At 72.9% G+C, this 14,840-nt stretch carries 13 protein-coding genes; 7 read left to right on the top strand and 6 right to left on the bottom strand.

The genetic code is table 11. The features are described from left to right. Positions 1 to 185: 185 nt before the first annotated feature. The 4 genes from EV562_RS05825 to EV562_RS05810 all read left to right on the top strand — a co-directional run bounded on the left by EV562_RS05825 (position 186) and on the right by EV562_RS05810 (position 5,060). Positions 186 to 1,511, top strand: coding sequence for an ABC transporter substrate-binding protein (locus EV562_RS05825; protein ID WP_133885584.1), 1,326 nt, complete (start codon positions 186 to 188; stop codon positions 1,509 to 1,511). 5 nt (positions 1,512 to 1,516) lie between these two features. After that, positions 1,517 to 2,530: a sugar ABC transporter permease gene (locus tag EV562_RS05820; RefSeq protein WP_133886030.1), complete on the top strand. Its 1,014-nt coding sequence runs from the start codon at positions 1,517 to 1,519 to the stop codon at positions 2,528 to 2,530. Positions 2,531 to 2,542: 12 nt separating this feature from the next. Further along, positions 2,543 to 3,454 (top strand): carbohydrate ABC transporter permease, encoded by a 912-nt coding sequence (locus EV562_RS05815; RefSeq protein WP_133885583.1) that lies wholly within the window; start codon positions 2,543 to 2,545, stop codon positions 3,452 to 3,454. A gap of 166 nt (positions 3,455 to 3,620) precedes the next feature. Next, positions 3,621 to 5,060: a GH1 family beta-glucosidase gene (locus EV562_RS05810; RefSeq protein ID WP_133885582.1), complete on the top strand. Its 1,440-nt coding sequence runs from the start codon at positions 3,621 to 3,623 to the stop codon at positions 5,058 to 5,060. A 139-nt stretch (positions 5,061 to 5,199) separates the two neighbouring features. On the opposite strand, the gene EV562_RS05805 is transcribed toward EV562_RS05810, so the two are convergent. From EV562_RS05805 to EV562_RS05795, 3 genes are all read right to left on the bottom strand, one after another. Then, positions 5,200 to 6,663, bottom strand: a complete 1,464-nt coding sequence (locus EV562_RS05805) for a cellulose binding domain-containing protein (protein WP_133885581.1) — start codon at positions 6,661 to 6,663, stop codon at positions 5,200 to 5,202. Positions 6,664 to 6,823: 160 nt separating this feature from the next. After that, a complete protein-coding gene (locus EV562_RS05800) occupies positions 6,824 to 8,260 on the bottom strand; it encodes a HAMP domain-containing sensor histidine kinase (RefSeq protein ID WP_133885580.1) in 1,437 nt (478 codons plus the stop codon). Next, positions 8,257 to 8,946 (bottom strand): response regulator transcription factor, encoded by a 690-nt coding sequence (locus tag EV562_RS05795; RefSeq protein ID WP_208298297.1) that lies wholly within the window; start codon positions 8,944 to 8,946, stop codon positions 8,257 to 8,259. The genes EV562_RS05800 and EV562_RS05795 overlap by 4 nt, the downstream gene beginning before the upstream one ends. Positions 8,947 to 9,066: 120 nt before the next feature. Here EV562_RS05795 and EV562_RS05790 point away from each other — a divergent pair, with 120 nt between their 5' ends. Then, positions 9,067 to 9,630, top strand: a complete 564-nt coding sequence (locus EV562_RS05790) for a hypothetical protein (RefSeq protein ID WP_166661607.1) — start codon at positions 9,067 to 9,069, stop codon at positions 9,628 to 9,630. A 22-nt stretch (positions 9,631 to 9,652) separates the two neighbouring features. Here EV562_RS05790 and EV562_RS05785 read toward each other — a convergent pair whose 3' ends face one another. Beyond that, complete coding sequence (locus tag EV562_RS05785; protein ID WP_133885577.1) at positions 9,653 to 10,522, bottom strand: fused MFS/spermidine synthase; 870 nt, start codon at positions 10,520 to 10,522, stop codon at positions 9,653 to 9,655. Between the two features lie 92 nt (positions 10,523 to 10,614). Then, on the bottom strand, positions 10,615 to 10,995 hold the full coding sequence (locus tag EV562_RS05780; protein ID WP_166661606.1) for a hypothetical protein: 381 nt from the start codon (positions 10,993 to 10,995) through the stop codon (positions 10,615 to 10,617). 286 nt (positions 10,996 to 11,281) lie between these two features. On the opposite strand from EV562_RS05780, the gene EV562_RS05775 reads away from it, so the two are divergent. After that, entirely contained in the window at positions 11,282 to 12,694 is a 1,413-nt protein-coding gene (locus tag EV562_RS05775; protein ID WP_133885575.1) for a hypothetical protein, read from the top strand. Between the two features lie 333 nt (positions 12,695 to 13,027). Here EV562_RS05775 and EV562_RS05770 read toward each other — a convergent pair whose 3' ends face one another. Further along, a complete protein-coding gene (locus EV562_RS05770) occupies positions 13,028 to 13,624 on the bottom strand; it encodes a histidine phosphatase family protein (protein ID WP_133885574.1) in 597 nt (198 codons plus the stop codon). A gap of 213 nt (positions 13,625 to 13,837) precedes the next feature. Between EV562_RS05770 and EV562_RS05765 the strand changes: the two genes are divergently transcribed. Continuing rightward, positions 13,838 to 14,839, top strand: coding sequence for a phosphatase PAP2 family protein (locus EV562_RS05765; RefSeq protein ID WP_133885573.1), 1,002 nt, complete (start codon positions 13,838 to 13,840; stop codon positions 14,837 to 14,839). Position 14,840 lies beyond the last annotated feature (1 nt).

Below are 14,840 nucleotides of genomic sequence, written 5' to 3'. Positions count from 1 at the left end.
ACACCCCCGCCCGGACCCGCGACTCTTCAACACATCACTTGTGGGAGCGCTCCCACACTACCTGGCACATACACATCCCGCACGTTCCCCGCCCGAGCCGCAGCGACGAACGAATGACATGAAGCAGCGGGCCCAACCATGTAGTTGGCCGGGGGGTCGGCACGTCAGGGCAACAGGAGGACGCAATGCGAGCAGCACGCAGAGGATCGGCCCGCAAGGTGGTGGTCATGGCGGCCATCGCGTCGCTGGGCGCCGGGCTGCTGGCCGGCTGTGCCGACGACGGGAACGACGAGGACAACTCGTCGTCGGGCGACAGCAGCGGCAAGACCACGATCACCCTCGGTCTGTTCGGGACGATGGGCTTCAAGGAGGCCGGCCTCTACAAGGAGTACGAGAAGCTCAACCCGGACATCCACATCGAGGAGAACGTCACCGAGCGGAACGAGAACTACTACCCCGCTCTGGTCAACCACCTCACCACCAACAGCGGCCTCCAGGACGTGCAGGCGATCGAGGTCGGCAACATCGCCGAGGTCGTCGGCACCCAGGCGGACAAGTTCGCGGACATGTCCAAGGCCGAGGGTGTCAAGAAGGACAACTGGCTCGACTGGAAGTGGCAGCAGGGCACCACCAAGGACGGCGCCACGATAGGCCTCGGCACGGACATCGGCCCGATGGCCATCTGCTACCGCAAGGACCTCTTCGAGAAGGCGGGCCTGCCGACGGACCGCGAGGAGGTCTCCAAGCTGTGGGCCGGCGACTGGAAGAAGTTCGTCGAGACCGGTGAGAAGTACAAGAAGGGTGCCGGCAAGGACACCTACTTCATGGACTCCCCCGGCGGACTGATCAACGCCATCCTCAGCAGTGAGGAGGAGAAGTTCTACGACTCCTCCGGCGAGGTCGTCTACAAGTCGAACCCGGCCGTCAAGGACGCCTTCGACCTGACCGCGGAGGCCGCCGAGAAGGGACTGGTCCAGTCGCAGACCCAGTTCCAGCCGGCCTGGGACCAGACCGTCGCCAACAGCCTGTTCGCCACCGTGGCCTGCCCGCCGTGGATGCTCGGCACGATCAAGGGCAAGTCGAAGCCCGAGTCCGCCGGCAAGTGGGACGTGGCCCAGGCGCCGAAGTCCGGCAACTGGGGCGGCAGCTTCCTCGGCGTGCCCAAGAGCGGCAAGCACGTCAAGGAGGCCCAGAAGCTGATCACCTGGCTGACGGCGCCGGAGCAGCAGGCCAAGCTGTTCGCCGTGCAGGCCAGCTTCCCGAGCGCCCCGGCCGCGTACACGACGCCCGAGGTGACCGGCGGCAAGAACGACATGACCGGTGACGCGCCGATCGGCAAGGTCTTCGCCAAGGCCGCCGAGAGCATCCCGAACCAGGTCATCGGTGCGAAGGACCAGATCATCCAGCAGGGTCTGACCGACAACGGCGTCATCCTCGTCACCCAGGGCAAGTCGGCGAAGGACGCGTGGAACAACGCCGTGAAGACCATCGACAACAACCTGGAGAAGTGACCGGAATGACCACCCGGCACGACACCGCCGCGCCCCCCGTCAAGGGGGGCGCGGCCCCGGGCCGCCCGCCCGGTGGCAGGGCGGCCGCCGAGGCCGACCGCAAGAGGCGGGCGAAACTCTCCCGGCGCTGGCAGCGGGACATCCGCTGGAGCCCGTACGCGTTCGTCTCGCCGTTCTTCCTGCTCTTCGTCGCCTTCGGCCTGTTCCCGCTGATCTACACCGGCTGGGCCTCGCTGCACACGGTGGAGCTGACCGCGCCCACCGACATGACGTGGACGGGCCTGGACAACTACACCCGCATCTTCGACGACGAGTTCTTCTGGAACGCGGCGAAGAACACGCTGTGGATCGGCGTCATCTCCACGGTGCCGCAGCTGCTGATGGCGATGGGCCTCGCGCACATCCTCAACTACAAGCTGCGGGCCTCGACCTTCTACCGGGTCGTGATGCTGGCGCCGTACGCGACCTCGATCGCCGCGGCCTCGCTGGTCTTCGTGCTGCTCTTCGGCCGCGACTACGGCATGATCAACTGGGTCCTCGACATGGTGGGCCTGGACAAGATCGACTGGCAGAACGGCTCGTGGGCGTCGAAGTTCGCCGTGTCCTCGATCGTCATCTGGCGCTGGACCGGCTACAACGCGCTGATCTACCTGGCCGCGATGCAGGCGATCCCGCAGGACCTGTACGAGTCGGCGGCGCTGGACGGGGCCAGCCGCTGGCGGCAGTTCATCCACGTCACGCTGCCCTCGCTGCGTCCGACGATCCTGTTCACGGTCGTCGTGTCGACCATCGGCGCCTCGCAGGTCTTCGGCGAGCCGCTGCTGTTCGACGCGAACAAGGGGGCCTCGGGCGGTTCCCAGCACCAGTTCCAGACGCTCGGCCTGTACCTGTACGAGCAGGGCTGGGTCAACCAGCACCTGGGCCGCGCCTCCGCGATCGCCTGGGCGATGTTCCTGATCCTCATCGTGATCGGGATCCTGAACGCCGTCATCTCGCGCCGGCTGCGCGCCAGTAGTTAAGGAGAACCGGCCGTGACGACGACCATGACGAAACCCCCGGCCGACGCGGCACCCGAGCCGTCCCGGAAGGGCCGGCGGGGGTCGAAGGCCTCCCGGGCCGGCGGGCACATGCACGCCGGGCCGATCGCCTACATCATCCTCGCCCTGTTCACCATCGGCTCGCTGTTCCCGCTGGTGTGGACGGCGATCGCCGCCTCGCGCGACAACCAGCGGCTCGCCCAGACGCCGCCGCCCCTCTGGTTCGGCGGCAACCTGTTCGACAAGCTGGAGGTCGCCTGGAACGACGCCAACCTCGGCGAGGCGTTCCTCAACACCACCATCGTGGCCGGCATCTCGGCGTTCACCATCGTCTTCCTGTCGACGATCGCCGGGTTCGCCTTCGCCAAGCTGCGCTTCCGCGGGCGCAACGCGCTGATGCTGATCGTCATCGGCACGATGATGGTGCCGCCGCAGCTCAGCATCATCCCGCTGTACATGATGGTGGCGAAGCTGGACTGGTCCGACCAGCTCCAGGCGGTGATCCTGCCGTCCCTGGTGAACGCGTTCGGTGTGTTCTTCATGCGCCAGTACCTGCTCCAGGCGCTGCCCGACGAGATCATCGAAGCCGCCCGCGTCGACGGTGCCAGCAGCTGGCGCGTGGTGTGGCACGTGGTGTTCCCGGCGGCGCGGCCCGCGATGGCCGTGCTGGGCATGCTGATGTTCGTGCAGTCCTGGAACGACTTCCTGTGGCCGTTCCTGGTGCTGACGCAGAACGGCAGTCCGACCGTGCAGGTCGCCCTCGCCGGACTGGGCCGCGGCTACACCCCGGACCAGTCCCTGATCATGGCGGGCGCGCTGCTGGGCACGCTGCCGCTGCTCCTGGTGTTCGCGATCTTCGGCAAGCAGATCGTGGGCGGCATCATGCAGGGCGCCGTCAAGGGCTGACACCTCGCACTCACCCGCGGGGGCCGGGTCACCGTCGCCCCGGCCCCGGTTCGGGTGACCAGTGCCCGGCCCGGCTTCCCCCCTCGTCCTTCCACCCGTCGGTCTCACCGGTCGGATTTCGCCCGATCGGGACGACCCGCCACGAACCGCCTATGGGAGCGCTTCCATGCCTGAGTCCGCAACGCCGGTGACCCCGGTGACCTTCCCCCCCGCCTTCCTGTGGGGCGCCGCCACCTCGGCGTACCAGATCGAGGGCGCGGTACGGGAGGACGGCCGTACGCCCTCGATCTGGGACACCTTCAGCCACACCCCCGGGAAGACGGCCGGCGGGGACACCGGTGACATCGCTGTCGACCACTACCACCGCTACCGCGACGACGTGGCGCTGATGAAGGACCTGGGCCTGGGCGCCTACCGCTTCTCGATCTCCTGGCCCCGCGTGCAGCCGACCGGCCGCGGCCCCGCCGTCCAGCGCGGCCTGGACTTCTACCGCCGCCTGGTGGACGAGCTGCTGGCCGCCGGGATCAAACCGGCCGTCACGCTCTACCACTGGGACCTGCCGCAGGAGCTGGAGGACGCGGGCGGCTGGCCCGAGCGGGACACGGCGTACCGGTTCGCCGAGTACGCGCAGATCGTCGGCGAGGCGCTCGGCGACCGGGTGGAGCAGTGGATCACGCTGAACGAGCCGTGGTGCGCCGCGTTCCTCGGCTACGCCTCCGGTGTGCACGCGCCCGGCCGCACCGACCCTGCGGCCTCGCTGCGCGCCGCGCACCACCTGAACCTGGCGCACGGCCTGGGCACGGTGGCGCTGCGCTCGGTGATGCCGGCCCGCAACTCGGTGGCGATCAGCCTCAACACCTCCGTGGTGCGCCCCCTGTCGCAGAACCCGGCGGACCTCGCCGCGGCCCGGAAGATCGACGACCTGTCGGGCGGGATCTTCCACGGCCCGATCCTGCACGGCGCCTACCCGCAGTCCCTCCAGGAGGCGACCGCCTCGGTGTCGGACTGGTCGCACGTCCAGGACGGCGACCTGGGCCGGATCCGGCAGCCGATCGATGCGATCTGCCTCAACTACTACACGCCCACCGTGGTCTCGGCGGCCGACGCCGACTCGCGCGCCCCGCGTGCCGACGGCCACGGCGAGAGCGACCACTCCCCGTGGCCCGCCGCGGACGACGTGGCCTTCCACCAGCCGCCGGGCGAGCGCACCGCGATGGGCTGGACCGTCGACCCGAGCGGCCTGCACGAGCTGATCATGCGCTACAACCGGGAGGCCCCCGGCATGCCGCTGTACATCAGCGAGAACGGCGCGGCCTACGACGACAAGCCCGGCGCGGACGGCTCGGTGCGCGACCCCGAGCGGGTCGCCTACCTGAACGGTCACCTCTCGGCGGTCCGCCGGGCCATCACCGACGGCGCCGACGTCCGCGGCTACTACCTGTGGTCCCTGCTGGACAACTTCGAGTGGGCCTACGGCTACGAGAAGCGTTTCGGCGCGGTGTACGTCGACTACGTCTCTCAGCAGCGCATCCCGAAGTCGAGCGCCCTGTGGTTCGGGCGGGCGGCCCGCACGGGGACGCTGCCGCCGGTGGACGCGGCCGAGTAGGCAGGCCCCGCGAGCGGACCGGCGGCCCTTCGGGGGGAGGGACGGCGGTACGACGGATGCGGGGCGCGGCACCCGGCGGGTGCCGCGCCCCGCGTACGGGACCGGTGTGGGGCCCGGTCCTGCTCCAGGCCGCCCCGTCCTACTCGAAGGCGGCGAACGCCTTGGAGAAGGCGTTCGGCTCCTGGTCGACGGAGCTGCACGTGGCGTCGGCCGAGGGCTTCGGGCCGCCGGGGCAGGCCTTGTCGCGGGTGGCGGACCACATGGACAGTCCGCCGAGGCCCTTGGACTTGGCGAACTCCACCAGCTGCGCGGCGTCCTCGACCTCGAAGACCTCGGAGGCGACGTCGTTGACGCCGATCATCGGGGTGACGGCGACCGCCTGCCAGGCGTCCGCGTCGGACAGTCCGAGGACGCCCTTGACCTGGGCCTGGGTGGCGGTGGCGGCCTGAGTGGCGTACGTGCCCATGTCGTCGCTGTACGCGGGGCCGTAGTCCATGGCCATGATGTTGACGGCGTCGATGTCCACGCCGTTCCTCTTCGCGTCGGCGAGGAGGTCGACGCCCGCCTGTGTGAGGCCCTCGGGCATCACCGGGAGGGTGAAGGAGACGTCCAGACCTGGGTGCTGCTTCTGCAGCGCGGCGATCGCCCGGGCACGGCGGGTGTTGGCGGCCGTGTCGGGCAGCGCGCCGCCCTCGACGTCGAAGTCGACCTTGGTCAGCCCGTAGGCGTCGACGACCTTGCCGTACGCCGCCGCCAGCGCGTCGGCCGACGTGCAGGTGGTGCCGAGTTCGGAGCCGGAGGCGCCGCCGAAGGAGACGCGGACGTCGCCGCCCTTCTCGCGCAGGGCGCCTATCTGGTTCGCGACCGCGTCGCCGCCGAGGTCGGTGACGCCGCCCCACTTGGGCGTGCAGCCGCCGCCGTCGGTGACGAAGGCGAGGTTGTACTCCTTCACGCCGGTCGCCGCGGAGTGCGCGAGCAGGTCGAAGGCCGGGTAGAGGGAGGTGTCGACGTACGGCGCGAAGCCCGCGCCCGCGGCGGTGCCGTCGCCGGGGGTCCCGGTGGGCGCCGGGGCGGTGGGGGTGCCGGTCGGTGCCGGCTCGGTGCCGCCGGTGGCCGTCGGGGTCGGCGTCGGGGCCGGGGTGTCGGTCGGGCGGCCGCTGGGCTCGGGGGTGGCGGCGTCGTCCGTCGAGCACGCGGCGTCGTCGACGAGACAACCGGTCGGGTCGGCGGTGCCGTCGACGACGAAGCCGACCGTGACGGACTCCCCGGTCTTCAGCCCGTCCGTGTCCCACCGGGGCGGGGTCACGGTGACGTGCTGACCGTCGACCTCCGACTCGGCGTTCCACAGCGAGCCGAGCGTCGCGCCCGAGGGCAGGTCGAACTCCAGCGTCCAGTCCGCCTTCGGCTGCCCGCTGGTGTTCGTGACGACGTACTGGGCGGTGTAACCCGTCGACCACGCGCTGGTCTTCGTGTACGCGGCGCCGACCGCGGCCGCCTGGGCGGTGCTGGTGAACAGCAGCGCCCCGCCACCGGCCACGGCCGCCGCGACGACGGCGCCGATCGCCTTGTTCCTGCCACTGACCTTGCGTCGGTGCGTACGCATCACGTGCCTGCCTTCGCTGTTCACGGTGCCCCCGGCGGGAGACCGACGGGGGCGGGGTGGGGGTGCGGCAGCACGCTAGCGACCCGGAAACGGGCAAAGAGCCTGATCCGGGCGGGGCTTGGCGATCTTAGGGTGGGCTTAAGGAAGGGATCGGGGCTGATTAATGGTCGCGGCCGGCCGGGGCCGCGGGTGACGTGGCCACGGGTGGCGTGGCCGCGGCCGCCCGGTGCTGCCGGCGTCGCCGTACGGCTCCCCGGTGGCCGTGTCGCGCCGGCGGCCGGCGCCCGTCCAGCTGGATCCAGATCCGCACCTCGGTGCCGCCCAGCACGGAGGCGCCGATGCGTACGTCGCCGCCGGTCGACTCCGCCATCCGGCGCACGATGTCCAGGCCGAGCCCGGTCGAGCCGTCGGTGCCCGAGCCCCGGCCGCGGGCCATCGCCGCCTCGGGGTCGGCTATGCCGGCGCCCGCGTCCGAGACGAGCACGATCACCGCGTCCTCGCCGTTGTGCAGGTCGACGGCGAAGGCGGTGCCCTCGGCGGTGTGCCGGAAGACGTTGCCGAGCAGCGCGTCGAGGGAGGCGGCGAGGTCGGCGCGGGCCACGGGTATGCGCACCGGCCGGTCGGCGCCGGCCACCCGCCACTTGCGTCCCTCGTCCTCGGCGAGCGCCGACCAGAACGCCATCCGCTCGCGGACCACCTCGGCCGCGTCGCACCCGGCGCCCGGACCGGCGGCCGCCGTCTGCGGCTTGGCGTCCCTGGCGGTGCGGATGATGGTGTCGACCTCGCGCTCCAGCTGCTCGACGGCGGCCCGGGTCTGCTCGGCGGCCGGGCCGTCGCCGAGCGAGGCCGCGTTGAGGCGCAGCACGGTCAGCGGGGTGCGCAACCGGTGGGACAGGTCGGCGGCCAGCTCCCGCTCGTTGGCGAGGAGCTGGACGACCTGGTCGGCCATGGAGTTGAACGCGACGGCCGCGCGCCGCAGTTCGTCCGGACCCTCCACGGGCACCCGCGCGCCCAGCTTGCCCTCGCCCAGCTCGTGCGCCCCGTCGACCAGGCGCCGCGCGGGCTGCACCATCCGCACGCCGAGCCGGTCGGCGACCGCGACCGAGCCCACGACGAGCGCGGCGCCGACCGCGGCGAGCACCGCCCAGGCCGTGCCGACGCCGTTGGTCACCTCGGACTCGGGGATGTAGACCTCGACGACGGCGATCTCGCCGGAGCTGAGCGCGACGGGCTGGAGCAGGGTGGAGCCGCCGCCCACCTCGGTGGTGGAGGCCCGCCCCATCTCCCGTACGGCGGCGATGTCCTCGTCGGTGGCGCGCTGCCGGCCGATGTCGGTGGCGCCGCCGCCGCGGTCGCCGGACGCCGGTATGTGCACGGCCATCCCGGCGTCCGAGCCCGCGGAGGCCACGACGCGCTCCAGCTGCTCGCGGTCGGTGGTGATGGACAGGGCGGGGGCGACGGCGGCGGCCTCCCGCTCGGCGTTGGAGAAGGCGCGGTCGCGGGCCATCTCGCGGATGACGAGCCCGAGGGGCACGGCGAAGGCGACCACGACCATCGCGGTGACCGCCAGCGAGACCTTGACCAGGGCCCATCTCATCGCGGTGGCTCCAGCTTCACTCCGACGCCGCGCAGGGTGTGCAGATAACGCGGCCGGGCCGCGGTCTCGCCGAGCTTGCGGCGCAGCCAGGACAGGTGCACGTCGATGGTCTGGTCGTCGCCGTAGGACTGCTGCCAGACCTCGGCGAGCAGCTCCTTGCGGGCGACGACGACCCCGGGCCGGCCGGCCAGGAAGGCGAGCAGGTCGAACTCGCGGCGGGTCAGGTCCAGGGCCGCCCCGTCCAGTTCGGCCTGGCGGCGCAGCGGGTCGACGGTGAGGCCGCCGACCCGGATGACCGCGGGCGCCGCCGCCTCCGCCGGGCCGCCGCGGGCCCGGCGCAGCACGGCCGCCATCCGGGCCGACAGGTGCTCCACGGAGAACGGCTTGGTGAGGTAGTCGTCCGCGCCCGCGTTCAACAGCCGTACGACCTCGGCCTCGTCGTCCCGGGCGGTGGCGACGATCACCGGTACGTCGGTGATGCCGCGCAGCATCTTCAGCGCCTCGCAGCCGTCCAGGTCGGGCAGGCCGAGGTCCAGGACCACCACGTCGAACCGGAAATGGGCGACCTCGCGCAGCGCCTCCAGTGCCGTGCCCACGCTGCGCACGGTGTGCGAGGCGTCGGTCAGCTGCCGGATGAGCGCCGAGCGGACGAACTGGTCGTCCTCGACCACGAGCACACTTGCCATGGGCGGCACCGTACGCCATGCGGACCGACCCGGCCCGGGCCTGTGGACAACTGCGGCCGGGACCGAGGTCACCCCGCGGGCACGCGACACGCGTGGGGCGGGTGAGGCAGTATGACGGCGATGCGCAGAGGACTCGTCCACGTGATCGCCTGGCTGCTCGCCACCGGCGCCGCGGTCACCTTGTCGTGGTGGGGCGTCCACACGGTGATGGCGGGCACGGCCTACGACGCGCCCCGGGCGCTGCCGATCACGGCGGCGGACGCGAGCGTGCGGGGCGGGGAGGACGACGCCGGGCGACCCCTGGCCTCGTCCACCGGCCGTCCGGCGCCCTCCCCTTCGGCCAGCGCGTCGCCGGCGCCGAGCCGCACCTCCCGCGAGCCCGGCCCCGCCCCCGCCCCGTCGCGCACCGCGCCGTCCAGCACGCCGGCCGAGGACCCGGCGAGCCCCGCCCCCGACACGTCCGGGAAGGTCAGGAGCTACGACACCGACGGGGGCCGCGCGGTCTTCGACCTCGGTCCGGCGTCCGCGTCCCTGGTGTCGGCGACGCCGGGCGCGGGCTGGTCGATGCAGGTGTGGAAGACGGAGTCGTGGATCCGGGTGGAGTTCAGCTCGGGCGCGGACCGGGTGTCGGTGTTCTGCACCTGGCACGACGGGCCGCCGCGGGTGGAGATCGGCAGCTACTGAGCCGACGGCCCCGCCGGCGGGCTCACTTGAACACGGACTCCGGCGGCGCGGGCGAGTCCACCGCCGCCGCGTCCGTCACGGGCCGGGCGCCGCCGGTGAAGTCGCGGAGGGCGCGGCTGTGTTCCACGCGCGCGGGGTGCGGGTCGGAGGCGGCCCGGCGGGTGAGTTCGGCGACGGGCAGCGGGTGGTCGGCGGCGACGAGGATCGCGTTGCCGAAGCGTCTGCCGCGCAGCACGGCCGGGTCGGCGACGAGGGCGAGTTCGGCGAACCGGGCGGCCGCGGTGGCGACCTGGCCGCGCAGGTGGGCCAGCGGCGGGCCGTCGGCCAGGTTGGCGGCGTAGAGCCCGCCGGGCGCGAGCGCGCGCCGCACCTCGTCGAGGTACTCGGTGGAGGTCAGGTGGGCCGGGGTGCGGGCCCCGCCGAAGACGTCCGCGACGACGAGGTCCGCCCAGCCGTCGGGTACCTTGGCCAGACCGGCGCGGGCGTCGGTGGAGCGCACCCGTATCCGCGCGCCCGGGTCCAGGGGCAGCTCCCGGCGGACCATCTGGACCAGGGCGGCGTCCCGCTCGACGACCTGCTGGGTGGAGCGGGGGCGGGTGGCGGCGACGTAGCGGGCCAGGGTGAGGGCGCCGCCGCCGAGGTGCACGGCCCGTACCGGCTTGCCCGGCGGGGCGGCCAGGTCGATGACGTGGCCGATGCGGCGCTGGTACTCGAAGGACAGGTACGCCGGGTCGTCGAGGTCGACGTGCGACTGCGGGGCGCCGTCGATCAGCAGCGTCCGGGCCCGGGGCCGGTCCCGGTCGGGCACCAGCTCGGCGCGCCCTCCGTCGACGTCCTCGACGACGGCTTCCGCGGCGGCGTGCCCGCGGCGGGCGTTCCTGGACTTTCCCATCGGTCCATTATCCGGGTCCCCGGCCGGGCCCGGCGCGACGGTGCCCAGCGGCAGCTGTCGGCGGCCCTGATCACCAGGCCGGCGCGACGGTGCTAGCGGCAGCTGTCGGCGGCCCTGATCAGCCGGGCCGCCTCGCCCAGCGCGGCCCGCAGGACGGCGGGGTCGGTCGCCAGGTCCGCCTCGCCGGGCGGCAGCAGCCAGTCGGAGCCCTCCACGGGCGGCTCGGGCTCCGGGACGATGCGCAGTCCCCGGCCGTCCGTCTCGGTGCAGGTGCTGCCCGGCACGTCCCAGGCGGCGGCGGTGCCCGGCGGCACCAGGAAGCCCAGGGTGTCGCAGCCGTCGTCGTGGATCACTGAGCCCACCCCCTCACCGGCTCCCCGCCTGAGGATGTCGACCGCCTCCAGACCCTGTCGGGCCGGCACGGTGACGACGTCACAGGCGTCGCAGGGGGGATCGCTGATGCTGGTGTCCATCCCGGCCTCCACCACGGAACTCCTCCTCGGACGAGCGGACCGGGATTCGGGGGGTCTCCGGCCGACCGGTTCAACGCGGCGGGGCGTCAACGGCTACGGCCGGATGCCGCCGCAAAGGATGGCACTTCATGGCAGATCGTGGAGGAGATATCCGTTTTGTAGCCAAACAGCGCGTGGCCGCTCTGTCACAGCCGGTACGTTCTTGCTCGCCGGAAACAGGGTGTCGCGCGAATTCGGCCCCCTTCCCCCCGGCATGGTTCGACGGTTCGCACGAGAGGACCCGGCCATGGCGTCGTCAACGGTGACCTCCGCCCAGCCCGAACGGCCCCCGCGGCCGAACCTCGCCTTCAGGCGGTTGCGCGGCCGGCGCTCCCCGGCGGAGTTCGCGGCGGCGGTCCGCCGTGCCGCACGCGAGATCGACGAGCGGGTCAGTTGCGACGCGCGCTACGTCGGCCGGGTCGAGGCGGGTGAGATCCGCTGCCCCAACTACGCCTACGAGCGGGTGTTCCTGCACATGTTCCCCGGCCGCACGCTCACCGACCTGGGGTTCGCACCCCGCTCGTCGGTACGCGGACGGCAGCCGCGCACCACCGGTGAGTCGCGAGGGGCGGGTGAGCCGTATGAGACGTATGACACGCGAGACACGCACGACCTGTACGAGACGCACGACAACAACGAGGAGAGCGACGTGCTGCGTCGCGCATTCATGACGAGCGGTGCCACGGTGGCCGCCGCCTCGCTGGGGCCCCTGGGGCTCGCCCTCGACGCCGCGGCGGCCGGGCGTCCCGCGCGCCGGGCCGGGAGGAGCGAGGCCGGCGCCCTCGAAGAGGCCGTCCGCCGGATCCGGCTGCTCGACGACCGGCACGGCGCGGACGGCCTCTACCGGCGCGCGGCGGCCCCGCTGCGCACCGCGTACGCGCTCCTGGACGCCGGGGCGTCCCGGCAGGCGGTCGCCGACCGCCTCTACTCGGGCGCCGGTGAACTGGCGATCTCCGTGGGCTGGCTGGCGCACGACTCGGGGCGCTTCGACGACGCCCGCTCCCACTACGCCGAGGCCCTGGCCACCGCCCGGACCAACGACGATCCGGCCCTGGAGGCGCACGCCTTCTGCAACATGGCGTTCCTGGCCCGCGACGCCGGCCGTCCGCGCGAGGCGGTACGGGCGTCCCAGGCCGCGCAGCGCGCCGCCCGCCCGCTGGGTTCGGACCGGCTGATGTCGCTGCTCGCGCTGCGCGAGGCGGGCGGCTGGGCGGGGCTCGCGGACCGCGTCGGATGCGAGCAGGCGCTGGTGCGGGCGCAGACCTTCTTCGGACGGGGCCCCTCGGACACCGACCCCGAGTGGATGAGCTTCTACGGCGAGGCCGAGCTGGAGGGGCTGGAGGCGCAGTGCTGGTCCACCCTGGGCGACTGGCCGCGGGCCGCTCGGCACGCGCGGCGGGCGGCCGAGCTGCAGGACCCGCACTTCACCCGCAACCTCGCGCTGTACACGGCGGAGCTGGCGGACGACCTGGCCCGCGGGGGCCGTCCCGACGAGGCGGCGGGCGCCGGGACGCGGGTCCTTGACCTGCTCGGCGAGGTCCAGTCCTCCCGCGTCCGCACGATGCTGGCGGGCACGGCCCGCGTTCTCCTCCCGCACCGCCGCGCGCCCCAGGTCTCCACCTTCCTGGACCGCCACGCGGCACTCCCGAGACCGGCCTGACCACAACCGGCCGACCCCCACGCGCCCACGCAGCACCGGCCGCCCCCGACTGCGGACACCCGCACCCCCACCGCCGTCGCTGCGGGCAGTCGTGCCTCCCCCAGTGCCTGAACGGCCTGGGAGGTACCCCCCAGGGCGGCACGGGTGGGCGGTGGGGGCACCTCCCGCTCGAGCGAAGCCGAGAGTGGGGGGAGGCACCCCGCAACGCCGGGCAACGCACCCCCACCCCACCCCAGCCCGGACGCCGGGCTCCCACCAGCACGGGCATCGCACCGCACCACCGGCACCGGCACAGCCGTCAGCCGTCAGCCGTCAGCCGTCAGCCGTCAGCCGTCAGCCGACGAGATGCCCGGAGTCGTTCCAGCTCTCCACCGCCGGCTCCCCGTACGCCCACCCCAGCACCGACAGCGACGTCGGATTCAGCCGTATCCGCGCCCCGAACGACACCGGCAGCCCCAGCCACCGCGCCCCGATGGCTCGCAGCACGTGCCCGTGGGCGAAGACGAGCACGTCCCGCTCCGCCTCCCGCGCCCACGCCACCACCTCGTCCGCGCGCGCGGTGACGTCGCTCACACTCTCCCCGTCGGGCACCCCGTCCCGCCAGATCAGCCAGCCGGGCCGCACGGCCTGGATCTGGTCCGGCGTCATGCCCTCGTAGGCCCCGTAGTCCCACTCCATCAGCGCGTCCCAGGTCCGGGCACGCCCGCCGAACCCCGCCAGCTCGCAGGTCTCGCTCGCGCGCACCAGCGGGCTGGTCCGCACCTCCACGCCGGGCAGCCCGTCCAGCGGTGCCCGGTGCAGCCGCTCGCCGAGCAGCTTCGCGCCGCGCCGGCCCTCCTCCAGGAGCGGCACGTCGGTCCTGCCGGTGTGTCTGCCGGACAGCGACCATTCCGTCTGTCCGTGCCGGGCCAGCAGGATGCGCGGTGCCATGGAAGGGCCTTTCCGGGAGAAATGTCTGAGGGGACGCTTCCATCATCCCGTACCGTCCGTGCGGGCAACCCGAGGGGCAGTGCCCGCGTCTATCCGGTCCGAGGGCGCTTCGCGGAGCGCTTCCGGCGAGGCCGTAGAGTGGCTCGCCCGCGTCCGTCCGGGCGCACGAGTGAGCGAGACGTGAGAAGCGTGAGAAGGGGGAGGGCGATCGGATTGCCGCACACCGAGACACCGGGCACCGAGGCGGCCCCGAAAACTCGGCTGCGCTGGTGGACCGAGCTGCCGCTCATCGTCCTCGTGTACGCCTGCTACAGCGCCGGGCGGCTGCTCGTGCGCGGCGACGTGGCCGACGCCGTCGACCACGGCGTGGCCATCCTGGACATCGAGAAGGCGCTCTTCCTCAACGCGGAGCACCCCCTCAACCGTCTCTTCACCAGCGAGCCCTGGATCGGTGTCCCGGCGGACTTCTGGTACGCGTCGCTGCACTACCTGGTCACCCCGGCGATCCTGGTGTGGCTCTTCCGCTCCCGCGCGGTGCGCTACCGGGCCGCGCGCACCTGGCTGATGACGTCCACGTTCATAGGTCTCATCGGCTTCACCCTGCTGCCTACCTGCCCGCCCCGGCTGCTGGACTCCGGTCACGGCTTCGTCGACACGATGGCCCAGTACAGCTCGTACGGCTGGTGGGGCGGCGAGGCGAGTGCGCCGCGCGGCATGGGCGGCATGACCAACCAGTACGCGGCGATGCCGAGTCTGCACGTGGGCTGGGCGCTGTGGTGCGGGGTGATGCTGTGGCGCTACGGCGGCACGCGCACGACGAAGGTGGCCGCCGTCGTCTACCCGCTGGTGACCACGATCGTGGTCATGGGCACCGCGAACCACTACTTCCTCGACGCGGTCGCGGGTGCGGCCGTGATGGGGGCGGGGCTGCTGCTGACGCCGTTCGTGCTGCGGACCGCGCAGCGGATCCGGACCCTGCTGCCGGCCCGTCTCGCACCGGCCGCGGCCGGCTCCGCGCCCGCTGCCGCCGGCGCCCCCGCTGCCGCCTCCGCCCCGGCCGCCGGGAGCACGGGTTCCGCGATTGTCAGTGGTGGATGTCAGACTTCCGCGGGTGAGCGAATCCCACGGCAGCGCGAGCAGCGGTTCGGAGCGGGAGCCGAGCCGGACCCCGCCCCCTCGGACGCGGGGGACGAGACTCCGGCACCGGCTCGCTGAG

This window comes from Streptomyces sp. BK208 (genome assembly GCF_004364245.1).
GTDB lineage: Bacteria > Actinomycetota > Actinomycetes > Streptomycetales > Streptomycetaceae > Streptomyces.
Note: the sequence above shows the minus strand (reverse complement) of the source record. Positions and strands in the feature narration are given on the sequence as shown.